This window comes from Vibrio caribbeanicus ATCC BAA-2122 (genome assembly GCF_000165125.1).
GTDB lineage: Bacteria > Pseudomonadota > Gammaproteobacteria > Enterobacterales > Vibrionaceae > Vibrio > Vibrio caribbeanicus.
In genome coordinates, this window is record NZ_AEIU01000120.1 from 20350 (window position 1) to 41813 (window position 21464).

The window sequence follows — 21464 nt, forward strand, 5'->3', positions numbered from 1 at the left end:
CGGAAATTACTCAACTATTTATCATGGTGCGATTATAATACCCCACTTAACCAAAATGAGGTATCCATGAGGCTAGATAAATATTTGTGTGATGCATTAGGTGCAACGCGTAAAGAGGCGACAAAAATCATCAAAAGTGGTGATGTTACCGTCAATGAACAGGTGCAAAAAAGCGGCGCTTTTAAAGTGGATGACCACAGTATCGTTGAGTGGCAAGGACGTGAGGTTCAAAAACCTGGACCTCGCTATATCATGTTATTTAAGCCGGATGGTTTTGTATGTTCCCATGAGGATGGTTTCAATCAGACCGCGTTTATGTTACTCGATGAAGTAAGGATTGAAGATTTACACTTTGCGGGTAGGTTAGATGTTGATACTACCGGCTTAGTTTTAATTACTGATGACGGCCAGTGGTCACACAGAATTACCTCACCAAAGCACAAATGTGATAAAACCTATCGTGTATGGCTGGCAGATCCAATTCAACCTCACTATGCTGACGAGTTTACCAAAGGTATTCAACTCCGTAATGAAAAGGGTCTAACATTACCTGCGAAGCTTGAATTGGTGGATGCTCAAGAAAATGAGGTCCTACTCACAATCAATGAGGGTAAATACCACCAAGTGAAACGTATGTTTGCTGCGCTGGGAAATAAAGTTGAGCACCTACACCGTGAACGTATTGGGCAAATCGAGTTATGTGAAAGTTTAGAGCCTGGTGATTATCGGTATCTTACTCAAGAGGAGGTTGATTCAGTTTGGGGTTAGCTTTTGCATTGTTGTGACTGTGAAACAGTGAAGAAATCAAAGTGCTAGTGTATTGCACTAGACCATGAACTCGTTCTGATAAAATACGTGAGACTATGATAAAGCAAAACTCAATACCTACTGCCTCAAAGGTAAATACATTGTTGTTTATCTTGTTAGGTGCGATTGCTGCAATGACGCCGCTCGCGATAGATATGTACCTGCCTGCTATGCCAAATATTGCCAAAGACTTGGCGGTGGCTGAAAGTGCAGTGCAAATGACATTATCCGTTTATATCGGCGCGTTTGCAGTTGGTCAGCTAATTCATGGTCCACTGGCCGACAGTTTTGGTCGCAAGCCTGTATTACTGATAGGAATTTTCTTCTTCGCCATTGCATCGGTATTAAGCGCCATGGTGAATAGCATCGAAACCTTAATGATCGCTCGTGGGTTTCAAGGGTTCGCAGGCGCGGCAGTGGCAGTCATTATCCAAGCAATAGTGCGTGATATGTTTGATAGAGAAGATTTCACGCGAGTGATGTCCTTTGTTACTCTGATAATGACGATAGCACCCTTGGTTGGGCCTTTGCTGGGTGGGCATATTTCTGTTTGGCTTGGTTGGCGAGCCATTTTTATTATTCTGACGGTTATCGCTATCTTAATTGGCATCGCAGTTTTACGTAAAATTCCTGAGACTCTCAGTGAAAAAAATAAGCAAAGCTTACGTTTTGGTGTGGTGGCTAGAAACTATCTTTCCTTGTTTAAAGATCCAGTTGCAATGGGTTTGATTCTTTGTAGCGCATTTTCCTTTTCGGGTATGTTTGCTTTTTTGACTGCGGGTTCATTTGTCTATATTGATGTCTATGGTGTAAAGCCCGATCACTTTGGCTATTTTTTTGGATTTAATATTGTCGCTATGATGGTAATGACCAGCTTAAATGGTCGCCTAGTCAAAAAAGTTGGATCTCATTTTATGCTCAGACTTGGCTTGGCTATTCAATTTCTAGCAGGAGTAGGTCTTTTTGTTAGCCTACTCATTGGCCCTGAATTTTGGCAACTAGTGCTTTTTATTGCGCTCTATATTTCCACTTTATCAACCATAGGCAGTAACGCTTCTGGACTGCTACTGAGCCACTACCCAAAAATGGCAGGGACTGCATCATCATTGTCAGGCAGTTTACGTTTTGGAATCAGTTCACTCGTAGGAGGACTTGTCGCTTTTTTCCCTGCAAGTATCACATTATCTATGGTTGCTATGATGGCCTTCTGTGCTGCTGCTTCAGCACTTTGTTATTATCGATTTGGAAGAACTGCATAATGTCTAATTACACGTTAGAAATACGAAAACTCATTAGCTCAGCATTAGAGGAGGTAGCTATTGAGCATCAATCTGGGCGTTTGGTCAACGGCGCCAAAGCTAATAACTTATTTTTGGTTCGTTGGGTAACGAAGGCTCTGAAATCACAACACTTTTCTAAACAAGTCTCTGAAGATCTGGTTCGCTGGCAAAAACAAGGACGCTCAAAAGGCCATAATTCAGATTTAATGAGTACCTTTAAACGTATTGATGATTTTTATGCATATTTTTTCCCTGAGGGAGATCAGGAGTGGACGATAACTGATAAGTCTATCGATAAATTCTTGGATATGATGGAGCAGAGCGGTTGGGAAGTTTCCACATCTGAGCCTTTGGTTAATTGTGGGAAAGTACAGATTTTCACAGAGGGCCCTAATTCTCTCGCGTTATGTTCGAATCAATGTGATGACTGTTTCGATGGTGCTGAATTAGTGCGTCCAATGAGTTTGTTTGTTAGGGGGCATCATGCTGACTTTGTTGAGAAGGCCTCAGCTGCGGGTTTCATGGTTCACAAAGTGACCGATTACAAATCCAACGTAAAGTACCACGGTGAGTATCTTATTTTTCCTGGGAATTTAGGCAACCAGCTAGCTGAAATACCAATTAACTTTAATGCTTAATGGGTGAGGTTTTCGAGTTCTTAAGTGACATTGTCACTCAAAAAGAGGTTGCCACTTCAATATAAGACAAGGTTCTTATGAGGTGGCCCTTTTTTTATACGAATTTTTGTGATCTCGTAGTCAAATAACTTCCTTGGAATATCGAATTGGTGTACATTCATGTGTCTTAATATTGGCTAACGAGTAATTGCATGCTGCGACTAACAGACCTGTGTAAAGGATATACAGACGGGGGAGAATTTCATCCTGTTTTACAAGGTGCTGAGTTATTTCTAAAACAAGGCGAACAAGTCGCTTTGATGGGAGAGAGTGGTTCAGGCAAAAGTACTTTGCTCAACCTTATTGCAGGCCTTGATGTGGTAGATTCGGGAGAGGTGTTGTTTCCCAATTTTTCTATGCATCAGGTCACTGATTTTAAAAGAACAGCATATCGCCGTGAAAATATAGGCTTAATTTTTCAGCAATTTAACCTTCTACCAACACTCAATATTGCGGACAATATTCGCTTTTGTCGCCAGCTAAAAGGGCAATCTGAAGATCGAGAGTTATGGCGTCAGGTTGTATCGGCTTTGGATCTTATGCCACTTTTAGGTCGTTATCCTGAAGAAGTTTCTGGTGGCCAACAACAAAGAGCAGCGATTGCCCGAGCTTTGTATATGGAACCTAAAATATTGCTCGCGGATGAGCCGACCGGTAGTCTTGATGAAAAGAATGCCGAGGCGGTCATGCGATTATTAACTCGCTTAACTCGACAACTTGACTGCACATTATTACTCGTTACGCATAGTGAACAAGTAGCAACCCATATGGAAGGTAAAGTACGCCTCCAAGGAGGGCAACTGCATGTTATGGCCCGTAGTTAAAGCACTGATCGGCCATTACAGACGCTATCCTTTTCAAGTCCTATTGGTATGGCTTGGGTTGACCTTGGGTGTTTCTTTGTTGGTGGGTGTTCTCGCAATTAATCATCATGCTTACAAGAGTTACCAAAATGGTGAAAAACTTTTTTCTAATCCTCTTCCCTATCGTATTCGTCCTAAACAGACTATCAATAAGATTCCTCAAGGCTTCTATATCGAGCTGCGTAGAGCAGGTTTTAACCAATGCGCTCCTTTTGATAGCTTGCCTATTCAAACACCATCGGGAAAAAGTTTAACTCTTATTGGCCTTGACCCTAGTGCTCTAGTGCAATTAGTTAAAGGGACACCAGTCGAGGAGTTGGACTACTTCATACTGATGCAACCCCCTTACCCTGTTTTAGTCAGTGAAGATTTAGCCGGTCACTTTAAGTGGAAAAACGGCGATACGATAAAACTCAGCGATGGTCAGCGTATCGGACCCATTAAAGTGGATTCTAAAGGCCTACTGCACGGAACTCGACTTGTCGCGGATATGTCGGTCCTACGTGGACTTGAGCGTAGCGCTACGATTTCATTAATTGCATGCAGTGATATGCCAAGCAGTAAGCTTGCGAATTTAAAAGCAAATCTTCCGAGTGGTGTTGAACTAGTTCGTAGCTCAGCAGTCGAGTTCGAGACTCTAACCAGAGCATTTCATGTTAACCTCAATGCCATGGGAATGCTTGCGTTTTTAGTCGGCTTGTTCATTTTTTATCAGGCAATGTCCCTTTCTTTAAATCAACGCCAGCGCCTTGTAGGAATGCTGCGGCAAACAGGGGTATCGGGCTGGCAATTGACACGTGCTCTTTCTCTTGAGCTCTTTGTGTTGATATTTGTTTGTTGGTTGTGTGGAAATCTATTTGGTTTATTTTTAGCGAACCAGTTGATCCCTAAGGTTTCGTCAAGTTTAGCTGATCTTTATGGAGCAAATGTTGGTTTGCATGTTAGTTGGGATTGGAAAGCCAGTTTTGATAGCTTGGTTCTTTGTGTGTTAGGGGCAGCTATTGCTTGTACCTGGCCATTAGTACGCTTGATTCGAACTCAACCGATTCGATTGACCACTCGATTAGCATTGATTCGCTTTACGGGAAAAGAATTTTCTTTGCAGGCACTTGTCGCTTGTGGGTTAGCAGTTGCAGCGATAGCTGTATACCAAGCGCCACACACGGAGGGCTCGGGCTACGCGATAATTACTTTTATGTTCCTCAGTACGGCTTTAATGACACCGTTTATTATCTGGAAGGTATTTGATACTTTCTCTTATATCTTGCCTTGGGTAAAAGTGCGTTGGTTTTTTGCCGATGCTGCAGCCAGTATGAGTTATCGTGGTGTAGCGACGATGGCTTTCATGCTTGCTATGGCTGCCAATATCGGCATAGAGACTATGATAAGTAGTTTTCGAGATACTACCGATAAATGGCTAAATCAGAGACTTGCTGCGGATGTGTATGTTTATCCTCATAATAACGTCGCATCAAGAATGAGTGTTTGGCTTAAAGCACAGCCTGAAGTCAATGCTGTTTGGTGGCGTTGGGAAAAAGAGGTACAAACTTCTAAAGGCATTATCCAGGTTGTCAGTACCGGAGACTCAGATTCTGAACTGGATTCTATGACTGTTAAGTTAGGCGTTCCCAATTATTGGTATCATCTTCACCACTCAAAGAGTGTGATGATCAGTGAATCAATGGCACTCAAGCTCAACATTCGACCAGGCGACCAGCTTGATTTATCAGGAAATTTGGGTGCCGGATGGAGAGTTGTAGGTGTTTACTATGACTACGGTAATCCATTTAACCAAATTCTCCTATCACAGAGAAATTGGCTTCAAGGTTATTCTGGTGGCGGTTCCGTCGTTCTTGGTGTCAGACTGGATGATAAAAAAGACATTGATGATTTTTCCGGCCGACTATCGCGCAAGTTCAAATTGAGCTCTGAACGACTATTCGATAATAGTCACATTTATGCTCATGCTTTAAAGACGTTTGATCGAACATTTTCAATTGCAGATACATTGGGTAACATTACCTTGGTGATTGCTGTCTTGGGAATTTCATTTGCGACTATGGCTGGGGAAACATCGCGCCAACAAAATATTGCTTTACTGCGCTGTCTCGGTATTTCTGGAAGAGAAATTTTGGTTTTTGCGGGGTTACAACTACTCGTATTTGGAATAATATCAATTCTGATCGCTATACCTCTGGGTCTTGTTTTAGCCAACCTAGTGGTTGAAATCATCATTAAGAATTATTTTGGATGGACTATGGTATTAAACTTTATTCCACAGGATTATTTAGTTTCCGTTGTTCTGATTCTTATTGCTTTGATTTTCGCTGGATCCTTGGCCGTTGTCAGAGTGGTCAAGCTCGCCCCGATTAAATCATTGAGAGATGCCGTTTAAATGTTTAGAAGTAAAGTCACTTTGGCGTGCGTTTTGTTAACTTTGCTAGTGTTGGGTACCTTATATTTCTTCTCACCAAATTACGGCTATCACGTCATTGAACGAGAGCATGAAAATACAATTACCGATTACACACACAGCGATGTTTTTGAGCCTGTTCTGCCCAACGACAAAGTGACTCTGCCCAGTGCTTACCAAGCACAAAGGGAATTTAAGCATGGCATTTGGCACTTTTTCGCCAATGTAGTCGATCACTCAGGCAAAAAATTTGGAATTCAATGGAGTTTTTATCGGATTGGGCAAGCTGAATCGGTGGCACATGGTTGGTCCAATTCTGAATTGTACATAGCCTATATCGTTATTTCAGATAACAATAAGGTGTGGAAACAACAACGGATAGCTCGTGGTGGTATTGGGCAAGCTGGTATACTAAACAATCCATTCAGATTGTGGGTAGATAATTGGCAATGGAATTCAACAGGTCATGCCCCTCTACCTGGAGTGCTTTCGGTTGCTACCGACGATTTTTCGATTAGACTGAGTACGGTGAAATCTGGGCCGATAATAATTTCAGGTGAGGGAGGCTATGTCAAAAAGCATGACCTTCTTCCGATGGCTTCCAAACGTATTACCGCACCTTTTCTAGACGTTGAGGGCGAGATGCAACTGGGGCAAGGGACAAATATTCCCTTTTCTGGCTCAGGTTGGATGAGCAAAGAGTGGGGTAACCAGGTGGTTCCTGAACGTAACCAACAAGGTTTAAATCTTGCTTTCAATTTAGATAACGGTAGCAACCTTTTTATAGAACGCTACCACCCTAAAGGACAGAGTGAATTTCTAACTGGTCAACTGGTGAGAAAAGATGGTACCTCTATCGTCCTCAATGCTAAAGACATAAAGCTTAGCTCTCTCGAAGATACTTCCAATGGCGGTTTGCCCTTGGCTTGGTCCTTGTCATTACCTAAATACGATATTGAACTCAAAACACAGGTGCTCAACACGAAGCTTTGGCTGCCGTTTACTCTTCCTTATTGGGAAGGCGCTATATATGCGACAGGAACTCATACCGCTTCGGGTTTTATGCAGCTAACAGGTTTTGAGTAAAAATTAGCAATAATGGATGTTCTTTACATTTATGAGCAGCAGGTTGCTCATTTAATGTGGAAACTATTTGAATTTGCCTATAATAATAAAGGGAAAATTTGATGTTTATGAGTATTGTGATTCGGAAAAACCGAAATTAAAACTCAAAACAATCGATTTTTCTAGATGTGGCTAACTGTATAAACTCAAACGTATTCATTGTTAATCGCTTCTATACATCATAACAATAAGGGCAAAATATCATGAGAGATATGATTCGCGATTTTTTAAAAATGGAATCTGCTAGCGGTATCCTCCTTGTGGTCGCAGCGGCAGTAGCCATGTTAATCGCAAACACTACCCTGTACGATGCGTATCAAGGTTTCCAGAATGCTTACATTTTAGGTTTGTCTGTATCACACTGGATTAATGACGGCCTCATGGCCATTTTCTTTCTTCTTATCGGACTAGAGGTAAAAAGAGAGTTGCTCGAGGGAGCACTTAAGTCGAAAGAAACTGCGGTTTTTCCCGCCATTGCCGCTGTAGGGGGGATGTTACTGCCTGCGGTTGTCTATTTGTTGTTTAACTACCAAGACCCACAAGCGATTAAAGGCTGGGCAATACCGGCAGCAACAGACATTGCCTTTGCACTAGGTATCATGGCATTGCTCGGTAAAAGAGTACCTGTAAGTCTCAAAGTGTTTCTCCTCGCACTGGCTATTATTGATGATCTCGGTGTCGTCGTCATCATCGCACTTTTTTACACGGGAGAATTATCCACGACTGCGCTCGCAGTAGGGTTCGCTATGACGGCAGCCTTGTTCTTATTAAATGCTAAACAAGTGACTCGGCTTACACCCTATGTCGTTGTAGGAGCCATTCTTTGGGTAGCAGTATTGAAATCAGGAGTTCATGCGACATTAGCTGGCGTGGTTATCGGTTTTGCAATACCACTCCAGGGGAAAAAGGGTGGCAAGTCACCACTCAAGCACATGGAACATGCACTGCATCCTTATGTGGCGTTCTTAATTCTTCCTGTATTTGCATTCGCTAACGCGGGCATTTCTTTGCAAGGTGTCTCGTTTGAGGGACTAACATCTATGTTACCACTCGGAATTGCAATGGGATTGCTAATTGGTAAGCCGCTCGGTATCTTTTCGTTTAGCTGGTTGGCTGTGAAGTCGGGAGTTGCTAAATTACCAGAAGGTGTCAATTTTATACATATTTTCGCAGTGTCGGTACTCTGTGGTATCGGCTTTACGATGTCAATTTTCATCTCTTCACTGGCGTTTGGTAGTGGGAATGCAGAGTTTGATACCTATGCCAGACTTGGGATATTAATGGGCTCGACGACGGCGGCTATCTTAGGGTACATATTATTGAGCGCATCTTTACCAAAGAAGCTAAATAGTGTTGAGAGTTCAGCTGAGGTCAAGTCTCAACACTAAACAAGACCACTTTTTCCTATTAAGGCGCTCGATTTGAGCGCCTTTCTTTTTTCTGGGTATGGCTTCAACCAATGTTAAACTTGCGGTAATCGTCTTGATGCTATTTTCTTGATTCAATCCAAACTTTGATTGCGTGACCATAGTTTAAATCAGGTTGGTGAAATTTATTGCCAGACTAAACGGGTTTGTGTTAGCTTTCGCGGTAATCTCGGAGGGTAGTATTTTCTGGGGGATACGCGCATTGCTCATTCAGGCTGAGTGTACAATGCGTAGGGTAGGTATCAACATACTTTTGTGTTGATAGACGGGATACTGATGCTGTTACTAGCATATAAATAGGAAACCCAACATTGAAATTACACAACACAACTAACATCATCAGCTTAGCCACTTCACATCCACCTGTAGTTCAGTGCTGTCGCATCGCCGAACCTTGATCTAATTACTCACGATATTAACCGTCCATAAGGATGGCTACTTTGTGCGCGCTTTATTTTTGAAGCGTTCAGTGTATTGTTTTACCTCACAGATTGCCGTTTATGAGGTAAATACCAAAGGGAAATAACATGGGTACAGCCTTTGAAGTTGATGAGACAATAAAAAACAACCTATCGAGCAATCTCAGCTTGATGGATTATCCTAATCCTTCGGAATTATATAATCTATCATCTGATCTTATTCTCAAGGAGCAAGAGCAACATGAATCTTCAGTTCGTTCTTATCCGAGACGACTTCCCATTGCTATAAAACAAGCTTACGGTGCTCTGGTTGAGGATATGAAGGGTCAAATTTACCTAGATTGCTTGGCCGGAGCCGGAACTTTAGCTCTTGGTTACAATCATTCAGAAATAAACCAAGCTCTCAAAAAACAATTGGATAGTGGGCTTCCCTATCAAACGCTTGATATAGCGACAGAATCCAAGACTCACTTCATTAAAACGGTGAAAAGCTTTTTACCCCCATCACTAGCAAACGATAGCGTGATTCAATTTTGCGGTCCTTCTGGGGCTGATGCTGTCGAGGCTGCTATCAAGTTAGCGAAGCAAACCACAGGTCGGAATGGTATGTTTGCATTCCGTGGTGCTTATCATGGCATGACTAACGGTACGATGGCGATGATGGGGAATCTATCGACTAAATCTCGACGTACTGGTTTGATGTCTGATGTACACTTTATGCCTTTTCCTTATGCTCTGCGTTGCCCATTTGGTTTAGGCGGAGAAAAAGGTGCTGAAGCTGGTATTCGCTATATAGAGCGACTCCTCCACGATGATGAGTCTGGTCTATTAAAACCTGCAGCATTTATTGTTGAACCTATCCAAGGTGAGGGAGGAGTGATTCCAGCTCCCGCTTTTTGGTTAAAAGAATTAAGACGCCTTTGTGACGAACATGACATTCTCCTAATTTTTGATGAAATTCAATGTGGTGTTGGTAAATCTGGGTACAACTTCGCGTTTGAAGAATCTGGTGTTATTCCCGATATCCTCTGTCTGTCGAAAGCCATTGGTGGAGGTATGCCAATGTCACTACTGGTTATAAAGCAAGAATATGATACCTGGAAGCCAGGAGAGCATACAGGAACCTTTAGAGGCAATCAGCTTGCTATGGTTGCAGGGGCAAAAGCACTCGAGATCATTAAACGCGATAAGCTTGTCGAGCATGCAAATTGCGCAGGCCAATACTTCCGTCATGGTTTAGAGGAACTCAAAAGGCGAGTCGATTGTATTGCTGAAGTTCGTGGGAAAGGCCTGATGCTTGGTATGGAGCTTAAAAAACCAGGTAGTGAAATCAATCAATTCGGTGAGCCAGTTTCCGATGGGGAACTCACATTAAGAGTTCAAAGAGCAGCATTGGAAAGAGGTCTGATGGTGGAGAAAGGAGGGAGAGACGGCTCTGTGATTCGCTTTTTACCTCCTTTAATTATCTCCTTCGCACAGATCGATTTTGCTTTGAAAGTTATAGAAGAAGCAATTCTAGCTTCCGGTGGATCCTTAATTGAAACACAAGAATCAAACAATGAGTGGACGAAACATTTTATTCAAGTTGGTCAGGGTGGGAGTGACGAGTTTGTAAAGGTGATGAACCATACTGTGTCACAAATTAAGACATTATTCGAGGAGACGGGTGCGCCGTATTCAGGGTTAGATCCTGTGGAACTGGAGCGCAGAATTCAAAGTCAGCAGTTTCCCAAACAAGGTAACTCACTAAAAGCGGTTGTGACCGATACATCAAATTTGATCGCCAGAAACTCTATCATAGTCCAGCATCCAAGTTGTATTGCACACCTGCATACACCACCGATGATCTCATCCATTGTTGCTGAGACTATCATTGCGACTTTAAACCAATCGATGGATTCCTGGGATCAGGCTTCTGCAGCGACGTACTTAGAACAAAAAGTGGTGGATTGGCTGTGCGGTTTGTATGCTCTTGGTGATCATGCTGATGGTATTTTTACTAGCGGTGGCACTCAAAGTAACCTAATGGGATTGTTACTTGCGAGGGATTGGATCGCTAAGAGAATCGCCGGACATTCTGTTCAACAAGCTGGCTTACCGAACTGTTACGATAAATTGCGCATTGTATGCTCCGAAACGTCGCACTTTACAATACAAAAGTCAGCTTCTTTACTTGGCTTGGGTGAACGCGCTGTACATTGTGTTGCATCAAATAATGATGGAAGCATTAACATTACAGCACTAGCTGAGGCTCTCCAAAGCTTGAAAAATGAGGGGCTTATTCCGTTTACTGTTGTGGGAACAGCAGGCACAACCGACCATGGTGCTATTGACAACCTGTCTGCAATGGCTGACCTAGCAAGTCAACATGAAGCTTGGTTTCATGTCGATGGGGCTTATGGTGGCGCTCTTATTTTAAGCAGTAGAAAGAGCATATTAAAGGGGATTGAAAAAGCCGATTCTCTCAGTGTTGATTTCCACAAACTTTTTTACCAAACCATCAGTTGCGGTGCTTTACTGGTGAAAAATAAACAGGACTTCAGATGTTTACTTCATCATGCTGATTACCTGAACCGTGAGCACGATACGCTGCCGAATCTTGTTGATAAGTCGATATCTACAACCAAACGATTTGATGCTCTTAAAGTTTTCATGACGATGCAAAATGTCGGAGAAGCGACGTTAGGTGAAATGTATGATCATCTTCTCGCACAAACTCAACAAGTAGCGCAAATTGTTGATGAGCTTGATCAGTTTGAACTTCTTGCTCAACCATTGTTATCAACAATATTATTTCGTTACAAAGGCCAGATTTCCACTAGCTTAGATAAATTTAATCAGCACTTACGATTGGCAGCTTTGAAGCGAGGTACTGCTGTTTTAGGTGAAACGGTTTTCGACGGTAAATCCGCATTAAAATTAACAATCCTGAACCCTTGCTTGGGTATTTCAGATTTTCACACTCTATTCGAAGATATTGATAGTTTGGCAATAGAATTAGCAGAGAGAGGACAATAGATATTATGGCGATATTACAGATTGGTGCAGGTGGTGTTGGATGGGTTATTGCTCACAAGGCTGCGCAAAACAATGATGTACTTGGTGATATTACGATTGCCTCTCGAACACTGAGTAAATGTGAGAAGATAATAGATTCAATTAAATCCAAAGGTAATTTAAAAGACACCACCAAAAACTTGGCTGCCTATACGGTCAATGCTGATGATGTCGATGCACTTTTGACTCTTATCGATCAGGTGAAACCCGATCTAGTAATTAATGCTGGACCTCCATGGGTAAATATGACCATTATGGAAGCATGTTATCAGGCCAAGGTGAGCTATCTGGATACTTCTGTTGCAGTCGATCTATGTTCAGAAGGCCAGCAAGTCCCACAAGCTTATGATTGGCAGTGGGAATACAGAGAAAAATTTGAACAAGCGGGTATTACGGGTATTTTAGGTGCGGGTTTTGATCCAGGGGTAGTATCTGTATTCGCAGCCTATGCTGTAAAACATCTATTTGATGAGATAGATATTATAGATGTCATGGATGTCAATGCTGGTGACCATGGTAAAAAGTTTGCTACTAACTTTGATCCAGAAACCAATATGCTTGAAATTCAAGGAGACTCGTTTTATTGGGAAGATAATGCATGGAAGCAAGTGCCTTGCCACTCACGAATGCTTGAGTTCGATTTCCCATTAGTTGGTAAACATAAAGTTTACTCAATGGCTCATGATGAAGTACGTTCTATGAAGGAGTTTATACCTGCAAAACGTATTGAGTTTTGGATGGGTTTTGGGGATAAGTATCTAAACTATTTCAATTGTATGAAAGACATTGGCCTTTTAAGCCCAGAGCCTCTCGAGTTGCATGATGGAACAGTAGTTCAGCCATTGCATGTTTTAAAAGCACTGTTGCCAGATCCAACTTCGTTGGCTCCGGGGTACACTGGTAAAACGTGCATTGGAACTTGGGTTCAAGGCTCTAAAGATGGTAAAGATAGAAGTGTGTTTATTTATAATAATGCTGATCATGAAGTAGCTTATGATGATGTTGAGCACCAAGCTATCTCTTATACAACGGGGGTTCCAGCTATTACAGCAGCATTACAGTTCTTCAATGGTAATTGGGCTGACAACGGTGTATTTAATATGGAACAGTTGGATCCTGACCCATTTTTGGAAATGATGCCGTCTATCGGTCTAGATTGGCATGTTCAGGAACTTGAGCCGGGTCAGCCTGAAATCCACACTTTGAAATAATAGCTATCTTAATATCTAAATGAGCCAAAATGTTGGCTCATTTGTCATGAGTAACCACAATGCAAAACAGTGAATTTAAAACCCCTTTTTTTATGATCGATGAGAATAAGTTGATCGAAAACTTAAAGATTGCACAGCATCTCAAGGATATATCGGGTGCTAAATTAGTACTTGCGCTAAAGTGTTTTTCAACTTGGGGAGTCTTTGACATCATTAAACCATATTTGGATGGTACGACAAGTTCAGGCCCTTTCGAGGTGAAATTAGGTTATGAAACATTTGGAAAGGAAACTCATGCTTATAGCGTTGGATATAGTAAAGAAGACGTGGAGGCCGTATCCACGTATTGCGATAAGTTAATCTTTAATTCACAAAGCCAACTTCAGGCTTATCGCCATCTTGTAAAAGAAGGTACATCTATAGGCTTGAGACTTAACCCAGGCGTTAGTCATGCTTCTCAAGATCTTGCAGATCCTGCTAGGCAGTTTTCGAGGCTTGGTGTTCACCAAGAGCAGCTCTTATCTGAATCTTTTAATTGCATTGATGGTGCGATGTTCCATATGAATTGTGAAAATAAGGATGCAGGGTCATTTTCGCAATTGCTGGAACAAATTTCTGAAAACTTTGGTGAGTATCTAAATCAACTTAAGTGGGTGAGCTTGGGTGGCGGCATTTTTTTTACTTGGCCTGGTTATGATATTCAAACATTGGGCAAGTCGTTACGAGATTTTGCCAAAAGACATGGCGTACAAGTCTATTTGGAGCCAGGGGAGGCAATTATCACCGAAACCACAGATCTTGTTGTGACTGTTGTTGATATTGTTGAAAATGGTATGAGGACAGCAATTGTCGATTCGGCAACTGAGGCTCATCGCTTGGACACTCTTATATATAACGAGCCAGCATCTGTGCTTGAAGCAAGTAATGATGGAGAACATCAGTATGTAATTGGCTCTTGTTCATGTTTAGCTGGTGACCAGTTTTGTATCGCTCGATTTGATAAACCACTTGAAATAGGGCAGCGATTACATATTCAGGATAGTGCAGGATATACCATGGTGAAGTTGAATTGGTTTAACGGTCTGAGAATGCCAAGTATTTATTGTCGCCGTTCTAACGGAGAAGTACGGAAACTGAATGAATTTGGTTACCAAGATTTTAAAGATGCGCTTTCAAGATGGCGAGTGTAATCACCTATTCGTTTATGCTTGGTACTGTGTTTTTCATTCTACAGTACCAAAATTATTAGAAGCTTATACTTAGCTGAGCACCATAGAAAATTTTATCATGACTTGCGCCAGAATCGAGTGCAAATTGGCTGGCGCTAGTATTTCCAAACCAAGGGTTGCCAGTGTATGTAAACTCTGCGCTTCCACCCCAGGCATTGCTCACCCAACCATGTATATGGCCAACTGGGTTAAGTAGAAACAGAGTAATATCACCGACAAATACCGAGCCTAACACTTCTCCGCCCGAATCAATAATATCCTGCTCCTGTTCGAGCATTATTTCTCCCACAACAGCACCAAAAAATGGAGTAACAAAAATATCTTGCCACGATGGTATTTCAGCGAATGCTTCAACGCCATATTCCCAAAAAAATGTTGACATGGTAGCTGAGTATAGAAATGACTCAAATTCGTCAAAACCAGCATGCCTTGCTGCTGTGTAGTAAACACCACCAAAATAAGGATGCATTATGTAATTTAAGAAATGCTCATCTCTATCCCATATAGGTCCATTTGTTACGTTATCCTTCCACTTGGGCCCCAAGCGGCTCAAGTCGCGATCCTCCTCATCCCACTTCGTAATGGATTCAGGTAGTAGCGTCATCAACCCCACAGTCGCCACACTGAGTCCGAGAATTGTATAAGTTTGTCCTTTTAGGTAATCCCAGTCTTTCTCACTAGAAATTGATAAGTGTTTGGGCAGTGTATCCACTTCGGCATTGAGTGTTTCTTCAGTTAATCCGTAGGAAAAGTCGTCTCCTCCCTTCGTTATAGAGGCAATCTCAGGTAGTGTATGCGTAGGTGGCAGTGGTGTAATTTTGAGGTAACTCTCCAAATTTTCATTATTGTTGTAATTTGTTGCGCTGACGGATGTAGATACTGATAGTATTAGAGCTGCTAGGTTAGTTCTTATCATAAATGTACCTCAAAATACTATTCTGCCGATTTTCAAGTAAGTATGTAGCAAGAATATGATAATAGAAATAAGCAATTGCCTTAAATAAGAGCCGTATTCACTTAATAAAAAACGACCAAAATAAGACTCAATTAAATAACTTAAATTTGTGATGTTATCCACTAAAAGGACAAAGTATGCTAAAGATTGCACTGCTAAGCACCGGGGAAGAAGTCCTTCATGGTGATATTGTTGACACAAATGCTGCTTGGCTTTCCCAGCAAATGTTTGAGCAGGGGTTCAGTATCTGTAAACGTTCTACGGTTGGAGATGAGATAGGCAGTCTTACCGAGGAGCTTGTGATGTTGAGCTTCAACTCTGATATCGTTATTGTAAATGGTGGTTTGGGACCGACTAGTGATGATTTGAGTACTGAAGCCGCTGGAAGAGCGTCTGAGCAGCCTTTGGTTTTGTTTGACGAATGGTTTGAACATATGAAAGCTTTCTTCCAAAAGCGAGGCAAAGAAATGCCTGAGTGCAACCGCAAACAAGCTATGCTACCCAAAGGAGCGGCGATCATTCATAACCCTATTGGTACCGCATGTGGCTTTAAACTTCAATTAAATGACTGTATCTTTTATTTCACGCCTGGTGTACCAAAAGAATTTAAGTTAATGGTTACGGAACAGATCATCCCAGATTTAAGGCGAAACTATCCCGATGTGACTGGGCTCGAATGCAGCAAGTTATACACCTTTGGCACGTCAGAGTCTGCTCTGTCTGAAAAGCTGGATAAAGTACAATTACCTGATGGTTACACTATCGGCTACCGGTGCTATTTACCTTTTATTGAGGTTAAGCTGTTTGGGCCTAAAAACCAGTTACAAGTGCGTTTAAAAGTCCTCGACATTTTACTCAGCTTAATTAACCAACATGTTGTCAGTATTGATGAAACTATGCAAGAGAGAGTGGCTCACTTGATTGAGGATAAAGGTTACTCAATTTCCACAGCTGAGCAGTCGACATACGGTATGCTTTCGCAATGGCTTCATACATTCCCCAAAGCAGCAAATTATTGCGGGCATGGATGGATTTTGGGAGATTCAGTTAATGTTGGTGATGAGTTGACTGACTCTCTGGCCTCCGCTTTGGCATTAGCTGCAGCCACGAGAGATAAATGTTCAACTGATATCGCAATTGTGACCGGAAAAGTGAGTGAAATAGCATTTTCGGTGGTCATTGCTGTCCCTGAAGGTGAGTGGGGACAAACCGTGACGTTTAAAGGGGAGTATGCTCAGGAAGACAGGTCAACACTGATTACGACTCTTGCAGCAGATATGATCAGGCGTTATTTGACGAGTCAGGTAATGTTTCCTGAATATGGTGTGTTTACTCGTAATAAAGAAATATTTATTCCTCGAACTATGATCGCTGATTAATGTTACAGCAATTTAATAATACTATTATCAATTATATATAATTGATTTTAATAGTTATTACGCAAATCTAACTTTGATTTTTTTTTATGAAAAATTCATATAATTATTAAGTCAATGATTTCCAATAAAACGAGATCTTTGTGTGATTTTAAGGTGTGAATAACAACAAAGAGGCTATAGAATAACAAGCAGCAGGTGTGTTATTACGTGAGGGTAACATGTTTAATCAATCAAAAATCTTGGTTTGGTATCAGGTTTCCGATCAAAAAATCTTTTTAGGTGAAGCGTTTAGTGGAGAGGACGAAGACGTATTTTCACAATGGGTGAGTGCACCTCAAGAACCGACTGGCGACAATGTCCTCGGTTACCACCTGTCCCTGATCGACAATGATGGCAAGCAAATTGCGGATAAGTTCGTTTCTATGTTGACGGCTGAGAGTTTACTCACGGGTCAGCGCTTAGAAGTGGATTAGGGTCAGAATACACTGACCTTATTATTTTTTATGCACGTTTGTCTTTTAATGTGTACTTGACATCGGTGAGTTTGATATCTGAAGTTGCACGACATATGCAAGGCAGAATTTCGTTAGGTTGTAGATAAGCCATTGCAAAACCCGTGTACTCAACCTGACCCTCGACAAGTTTACACCGACAAGAACCGCAGTGTCCGTCCCTGCATTGATATTCAGGTTCAAGGCCCGCTTTTTCAAGTGATTGTAAAATACAATCACTTGAAAGGCTGTCTAACATAATAACATCGTTAACTTTAATTTTTGGCATTAAAGTTCGAAGTCCTTAAAATCGTCAACGCGGACATCGCTATCTATCTGTCCGACAAGGTAGGACGATATCTCTGCTTCTTGCGGTGCAACTTGAACGTTGTCAGATGAAAGCCAAGCATTTATCCATGGTATCGGATTACTTGTTGCCTCTGGATAAGCTGCATCTAAACCGACGGCTTGCATACGAATATTGGTAATGTATTCGACATACTGGCTCAAAATATCTTTGTTAAGACCGATCATTGACCCATCTTTAAATAAATATTCTGCCCACTCTTTTTCTTGCTCTGCGGCGTCTTTAAAAAGGTCAAAACATTCTTGTTTGCACTCTTCAGCGATTTGCATAAAAGAAAAGTCATCTTGGCCATTACGCAGTAGATTAATCATGTGTTGAGTGCCAGTGAGGTGAAGAGCTTCATCTCGTGCTATCAGTTTAATGATCTTGGCGTTGCCTTCCATCAATTCACGCTCGGCAAAGGCAAAAGAACAGGCAAAACTGACGTAAAAGCGTATTGCTTCTAATGCATTAACAGACATTAGACACAGATACAGTTTCTTTTTCAAGTTGTGAAGACTAACGTTAACTTCTTCACCACCGATGACGTGTTTACCTTCGCCATAACGATGATAGTCATTCGTCAACTGAATCAAGTCATCGTAATAATGCGAAATATCTTCAGCACGTTTCAAGATATGTTCATTTTCAACAATATCATCAAAAACAAGTCCTGGATCATTCACTATGTTACGAATGATGTGGGTGTATGAGCGAGAATGAATTGTTTCAGAGAACGACCAAGTTTCAATCCATGTTTCAACCTCTGGTAATGAAACAAGAGGAAGCAAGGCAACGTTTGGACTTCGGCCTTGGATCGAGTCTAGGAGCGTTTGGTATTTCAAATTGGAGATGAAAATATGTTTTTCATGCTCAGGTAGCTTATTGAAATCAATACGATCGCTTGAAACGTCAACCTCTTCCGGACGCCAGAAAAAGGATAGCTGCTTCTCGATGAGTTTTTCAAAAATCTCAAACTTTTGTTGATCGTATCGAGCGACATTTACCGACTGACCTAAAAACATGGGCTCTTTAAGCTGGTCATTTTTAGTTCGGTTGAAAGTACTGTAAGCCATATTGCCTCAATCTTTTTTTGGGCCCCTCGTGTTGAGGGGCAAATCATTACTTCAGTGTAAAATGTTAACCGTATTAAATCTTACAACCACCACCAGCACAATCATCATCTTGTGGCTGTACGGCATCTTTTTGGTCGTCACTCGCGCCATCACGCGTGTTGTGGTAATAGAGAGTCTTCACACCATACTTGTATGCTGTGAGAAGGTCTTGTAATAACTTCTTCATTGGCACTTTACCACTCTCAAAGCGAGTTGGGTCGTAGTTGGTATTTGCCGATATTGCCTGGTCAACGAATTTTTGCATGATACCAACTAAGTGCAAATAACCATCGTTAGAGCCAATATCCCATAGAAGTTCGTAGTTTTCTTTATATTCAGAGAACTCAGGTACAACTTGTTTCAAAATACCATCTTTAGATGCTTTTATTGACACATACCCTCGAGGCGGTTCGATACCGTTGGTTGCATTTGAAATTTGCGATGAGGTCTCTGATGGCATCAATGCAGTGAGCGTTGAGTTGCGCAGTCCATGTTCGACGATTTCTTCTCGTAGGCTATCCCAATCGTAGTGAAGAGGTTCATCGCAAATAGAGTCCGTGTCTTTTTTGTAAGTATCAATAGGTAATAGGCCTTTTGCGTAGTTTGTTTCATGGAACAAAGGGCATTTACCTTGCTCTTTTGCAAGATTCACAGACGCCTTTAAAAGGTGATATTGAATTGCTTCGAATGTTCTGTGTGTTAATCCATTGGCGCTACCATCTGAGTACTTAACGCCATTTTTTGCTAAATAGTACGCATAGTTGATCACACCAACGCCTAAAGTACGACGATTCATCGTTGATTTGTAAGCCGCAGGAAGTGGATAGTCTTGGTAGTCAAGTAGGGCATCTAAAGCTCGAACAACAAGGTCAGAGAGTTCAGCAAAGTCATCCAGAGACTTTATCGCACCTAAATTGAAAGCTGATAAAGTACAAAGTGCTATTTCACCTGAGTCATCTTCAACGTTTGACAATGGCTTGGTAGGGAGCGCTATTTCAAGGCACAAGTTTGATTGTCTAACAGGTGCTACTTGCGAGTCGAATGGGCTATGAGTATTACAGTGATCAACGTTTTGGATATAAATACGTCCGGTTGATGCACGCTCTTGCATTAAGATAGAGAAAAGCTCTATAGCCTTTACTGTTTCTTTTTTGACAGTATCATCATTTTCATACTGGACGTATAGGCGCTCAAATTTGTCTTGATCTTCGAAAAATGCGTCATACAAACCGGGCACATCAGACGGGGAGAACAAGGTGATATTTCCACCTTCAACAAGTCGTTGATACATCAGTCGGTTCAATTGTACACCGTAGTCCATGTGCCGGACTCTGTTTTCCTCGACACCTCGGTTATTTTTTAGCACCATGAGAGCACGTGACTCACCATGCCAAATAGGGTAGAAGAGTGTGGCTGCACCACCGCGGACTCCGCCTTGAGAACAGCACTTAACCGCCGTTTGGAAATACTTGTAAAAAGGAATACAACCGGTATGGAACGCTTCACCGCCGCGAATTTCGGAGCCAAGCGCGCGAATACGTCCTGCATTGATACCAATGCCTGCTCGTTGAGAAACATACCTAACGATCGAACTTGCAGTCGCGTTGATAGAATCCAAGCTATCGCCACATTCGATTAATACACACGAACTAAACTGGCGAGTCGGAGTTCTTACACCTGCCATTATTGGAGTAGGAAGTGAAATCTTAAAGGTCGACGTCGCGTCATAAAACCGCTTGATGTAGCTGAGGCGATTGTGTTTGGGATATTTAGCGAATAAGCAAGCAGCAACTAAAATGTATAAAAACTGTGCGCTCTCAAAAATTTGACCAGAAACTCTATTTTGTACAAAGTACTTACCTTCTAGCTGTTTAACTGCAGCGTAAGAAAAATCAAGATCACGTTTGTGGTCGATAAACGAGTCCAACTCTACAAGTTCAGCTTGAGTGTAATCTTCTAAGATATGCTTATCGTATTTACCGCTTTCTACGAGTTTGGTTACGTGTTCAAACAGAGTCGGCGGCTCATACTGACCATAGGCTTTTTTGCGTAGGTGAAATACAGCTAGTCTTGCAGCTAAGTATTGATAATCTGGTGTTTCCTCTGAGATAAGGTCTGCAGCTGATTTTATGATTGTCTCATGGATATCAGAAGTCGTAATACCGTCATAAAACTGGATGTGGGCACGCAGCTCAACTTGAGAAACGGATACGTTGTCCAAGCCTTCAGCAGCCCATGTGATGACACGGTGAATTTTTTCTAAATCGATACTTTCTTTACGTCCGTCACGTTTAGTAACGGTAAGTTGTTGGTTCATTCTGCTTCATTTCCCTAACAAAACGCGTTAAAGCCGTATTTTTGTGTAAATCTTGTAAAATACGTTCTGGCCTTGTGATCGAAGTCTATCTATATGTTAATGGTCAAACACAACATATAGGGGTCGACTGGTGTACGACTTACAAGATAGTGCTATATACGTAGGTTTTCAAGTTACAGATCTGGGATGACTTGTGGATAACTAACAAAATTAAAAAAAACAGTAAGTGTCTACTAACCGACGAAGTAAAGCATTGTAGGATTGTAGATAATTACCGTTTGACTATCGGTTTATTATTAAACACAAACAAAAAAAAATCCCTTGATCTTTGTGGAAAATTGTCTCAGCTTTTA

At 41.6% G+C, this 21464-nt stretch carries 17 protein-coding genes; 12 read left to right on the forward strand and 5 right to left on the reverse strand.

The features are described from left to right. Positions 1–66: 66 nt before the first annotated feature. The 7 genes from rsuA (at position 67) to nhaA (ending at position 8553) form a co-directional block, all read left to right on the forward strand. Entirely contained in the window at positions 67–768 is a 702-nt protein-coding gene (gene rsuA, locus RH40_RS19310) for a 16S rRNA pseudouridine(516) synthase RsuA (protein WP_009603404.1), read from the forward strand. A gap of 95 nt (positions 769–863) precedes the next feature. Further along, positions 864–2066: a Bcr/CflA family multidrug efflux MFS transporter gene (locus tag RH40_RS19315; protein WP_081455038.1), complete on the forward strand. Its 1203-nt coding sequence runs from the start codon at positions 864–866 to the stop codon at positions 2064–2066. Further along, complete coding sequence (locus RH40_RS19320) at positions 2066–2725, forward strand: DUF2913 family protein (RefSeq protein ID WP_009603406.1); 660 nt, start codon at positions 2066–2068, stop codon at positions 2723–2725. The genes RH40_RS19315 and RH40_RS19320 overlap by 1 nt, the downstream gene beginning before the upstream one ends. A 191-nt stretch (positions 2726–2916) precedes the next feature. Continuing rightward, positions 2917–3588, forward strand: a complete 672-nt coding sequence (locus RH40_RS19325) for an ABC transporter ATP-binding protein (protein ID WP_009603407.1) — start codon at positions 2917–2919, stop codon at positions 3586–3588. After that, a complete protein-coding gene (locus RH40_RS19330) occupies positions 3569–6022 on the forward strand; it encodes an ABC transporter permease (RefSeq protein ID WP_009603408.1) in 2454 nt (817 codons plus the stop codon). Before RH40_RS19325 ends, RH40_RS19330 begins: the two co-directional genes overlap by 20 nt. Then, positions 6023–7126: a lipocalin-like domain-containing protein gene (locus RH40_RS19335; RefSeq protein ID WP_009603409.1), complete on the forward strand. Its 1104-nt coding sequence runs from the start codon at positions 6023–6025 to the stop codon at positions 7124–7126. It begins immediately after the preceding gene. A 242-nt stretch (positions 7127–7368) separates the two neighbouring features. Next, positions 7369–8553, forward strand: a complete 1185-nt coding sequence (nhaA, locus tag RH40_RS19340; protein ID WP_009603410.1) for a Na+/H+ antiporter NhaA — start codon at positions 7369–7371, stop codon at positions 8551–8553. Between the two features lie 190 nt (positions 8554–8743). Here the strand turns inward: nhaA and RH40_RS20725 are convergent, their stop codons facing one another. Then, entirely contained in the window at positions 8744–8944 is a 201-nt protein-coding gene (locus tag RH40_RS20725) for a hypothetical protein (protein WP_139056917.1), read from the reverse strand. A gap of 175 nt (positions 8945–9119) precedes the next feature. Between RH40_RS20725 and RH40_RS19345 the strand changes: the two genes are divergently transcribed. Genes RH40_RS19345 through nspC form a run of 3 tightly spaced genes read left to right on the forward strand, consistent with a single transcriptional unit; the run spans position 9120 to position 14469 of the window. Next, positions 9120–12029 (forward strand): pyridoxal phosphate-dependent class III aminotransferase, encoded by a 2910-nt coding sequence (locus RH40_RS19345; RefSeq protein WP_009603411.1) that lies wholly within the window; start codon positions 9120–9122, stop codon positions 12027–12029. A gap of 5 nt (positions 12030–12034) precedes the next feature. Next, the gene (locus tag RH40_RS19350) at positions 12035–13279 is read left to right on the forward strand and encodes a carboxynorspermidine synthase (protein ID WP_009603412.1); all 1245 of its coding nucleotides are present in this window, start codon (positions 12035–12037) and stop codon (positions 13277–13279) included. Between the two features lie 59 nt (positions 13280–13338). Then, entirely contained in the window at positions 13339–14469 is a 1131-nt protein-coding gene (gene nspC, locus RH40_RS19355) for a carboxynorspermidine decarboxylase (protein ID WP_009603413.1), read from the forward strand. A gap of 55 nt (positions 14470–14524) precedes the next feature. On the opposite strand, the gene RH40_RS19360 is transcribed toward nspC, so the two are convergent. Further along, on the reverse strand, positions 14525–15424 hold the full coding sequence (locus RH40_RS19360; protein WP_009603414.1) for a DUF3943 domain-containing protein: 900 nt from the start codon (positions 15422–15424) through the stop codon (positions 14525–14527). A 176-nt stretch (positions 15425–15600) separates the two neighbouring features. Between RH40_RS19360 and RH40_RS19365 the strand changes: the two genes are divergently transcribed. Both RH40_RS19365 and RH40_RS19370 read left to right on the forward strand, forming a co-directional pair. Then, complete coding sequence (locus RH40_RS19365; protein WP_009603415.1) at positions 15601–16842, forward strand: CinA family nicotinamide mononucleotide deamidase-related protein; 1242 nt, start codon at positions 15601–15603, stop codon at positions 16840–16842. Positions 16843–17060: 218 nt separating this feature from the next. After that, positions 17061–17315, forward strand: coding sequence for a hypothetical protein (locus RH40_RS19370; RefSeq protein ID WP_009603416.1), 255 nt, complete (start codon positions 17061–17063; stop codon positions 17313–17315). A 28-nt stretch (positions 17316–17343) separates the two neighbouring features. Here the strand turns inward: RH40_RS19370 and yfaE are convergent, their stop codons facing one another. The 3 genes from yfaE to nrdA form a co-directional block, all read right to left on the reverse strand. Beyond that, complete coding sequence (gene yfaE, locus RH40_RS19375; RefSeq protein WP_009603417.1) at positions 17344–17622, reverse strand: class I ribonucleotide reductase maintenance protein YfaE; 279 nt, start codon at positions 17620–17622, stop codon at positions 17344–17346. Next, entirely contained in the window at positions 17622–18755 is a 1134-nt protein-coding gene (gene nrdB, locus RH40_RS19380) for a class Ia ribonucleoside-diphosphate reductase subunit beta (RefSeq protein WP_009603418.1), read from the reverse strand. Before nrdB ends, yfaE begins: the two co-directional genes overlap by 1 nt. Before the next feature lie 73 nt (positions 18756–18828). After that, on the reverse strand, positions 18829–21111 hold the full coding sequence (nrdA, locus tag RH40_RS19385; protein ID WP_009603419.1) for a class 1a ribonucleoside-diphosphate reductase subunit alpha: 2283 nt from the start codon (positions 21109–21111) through the stop codon (positions 18829–18831). Between the last annotated feature and the right edge of the window lie 353 nt (positions 21112–21464).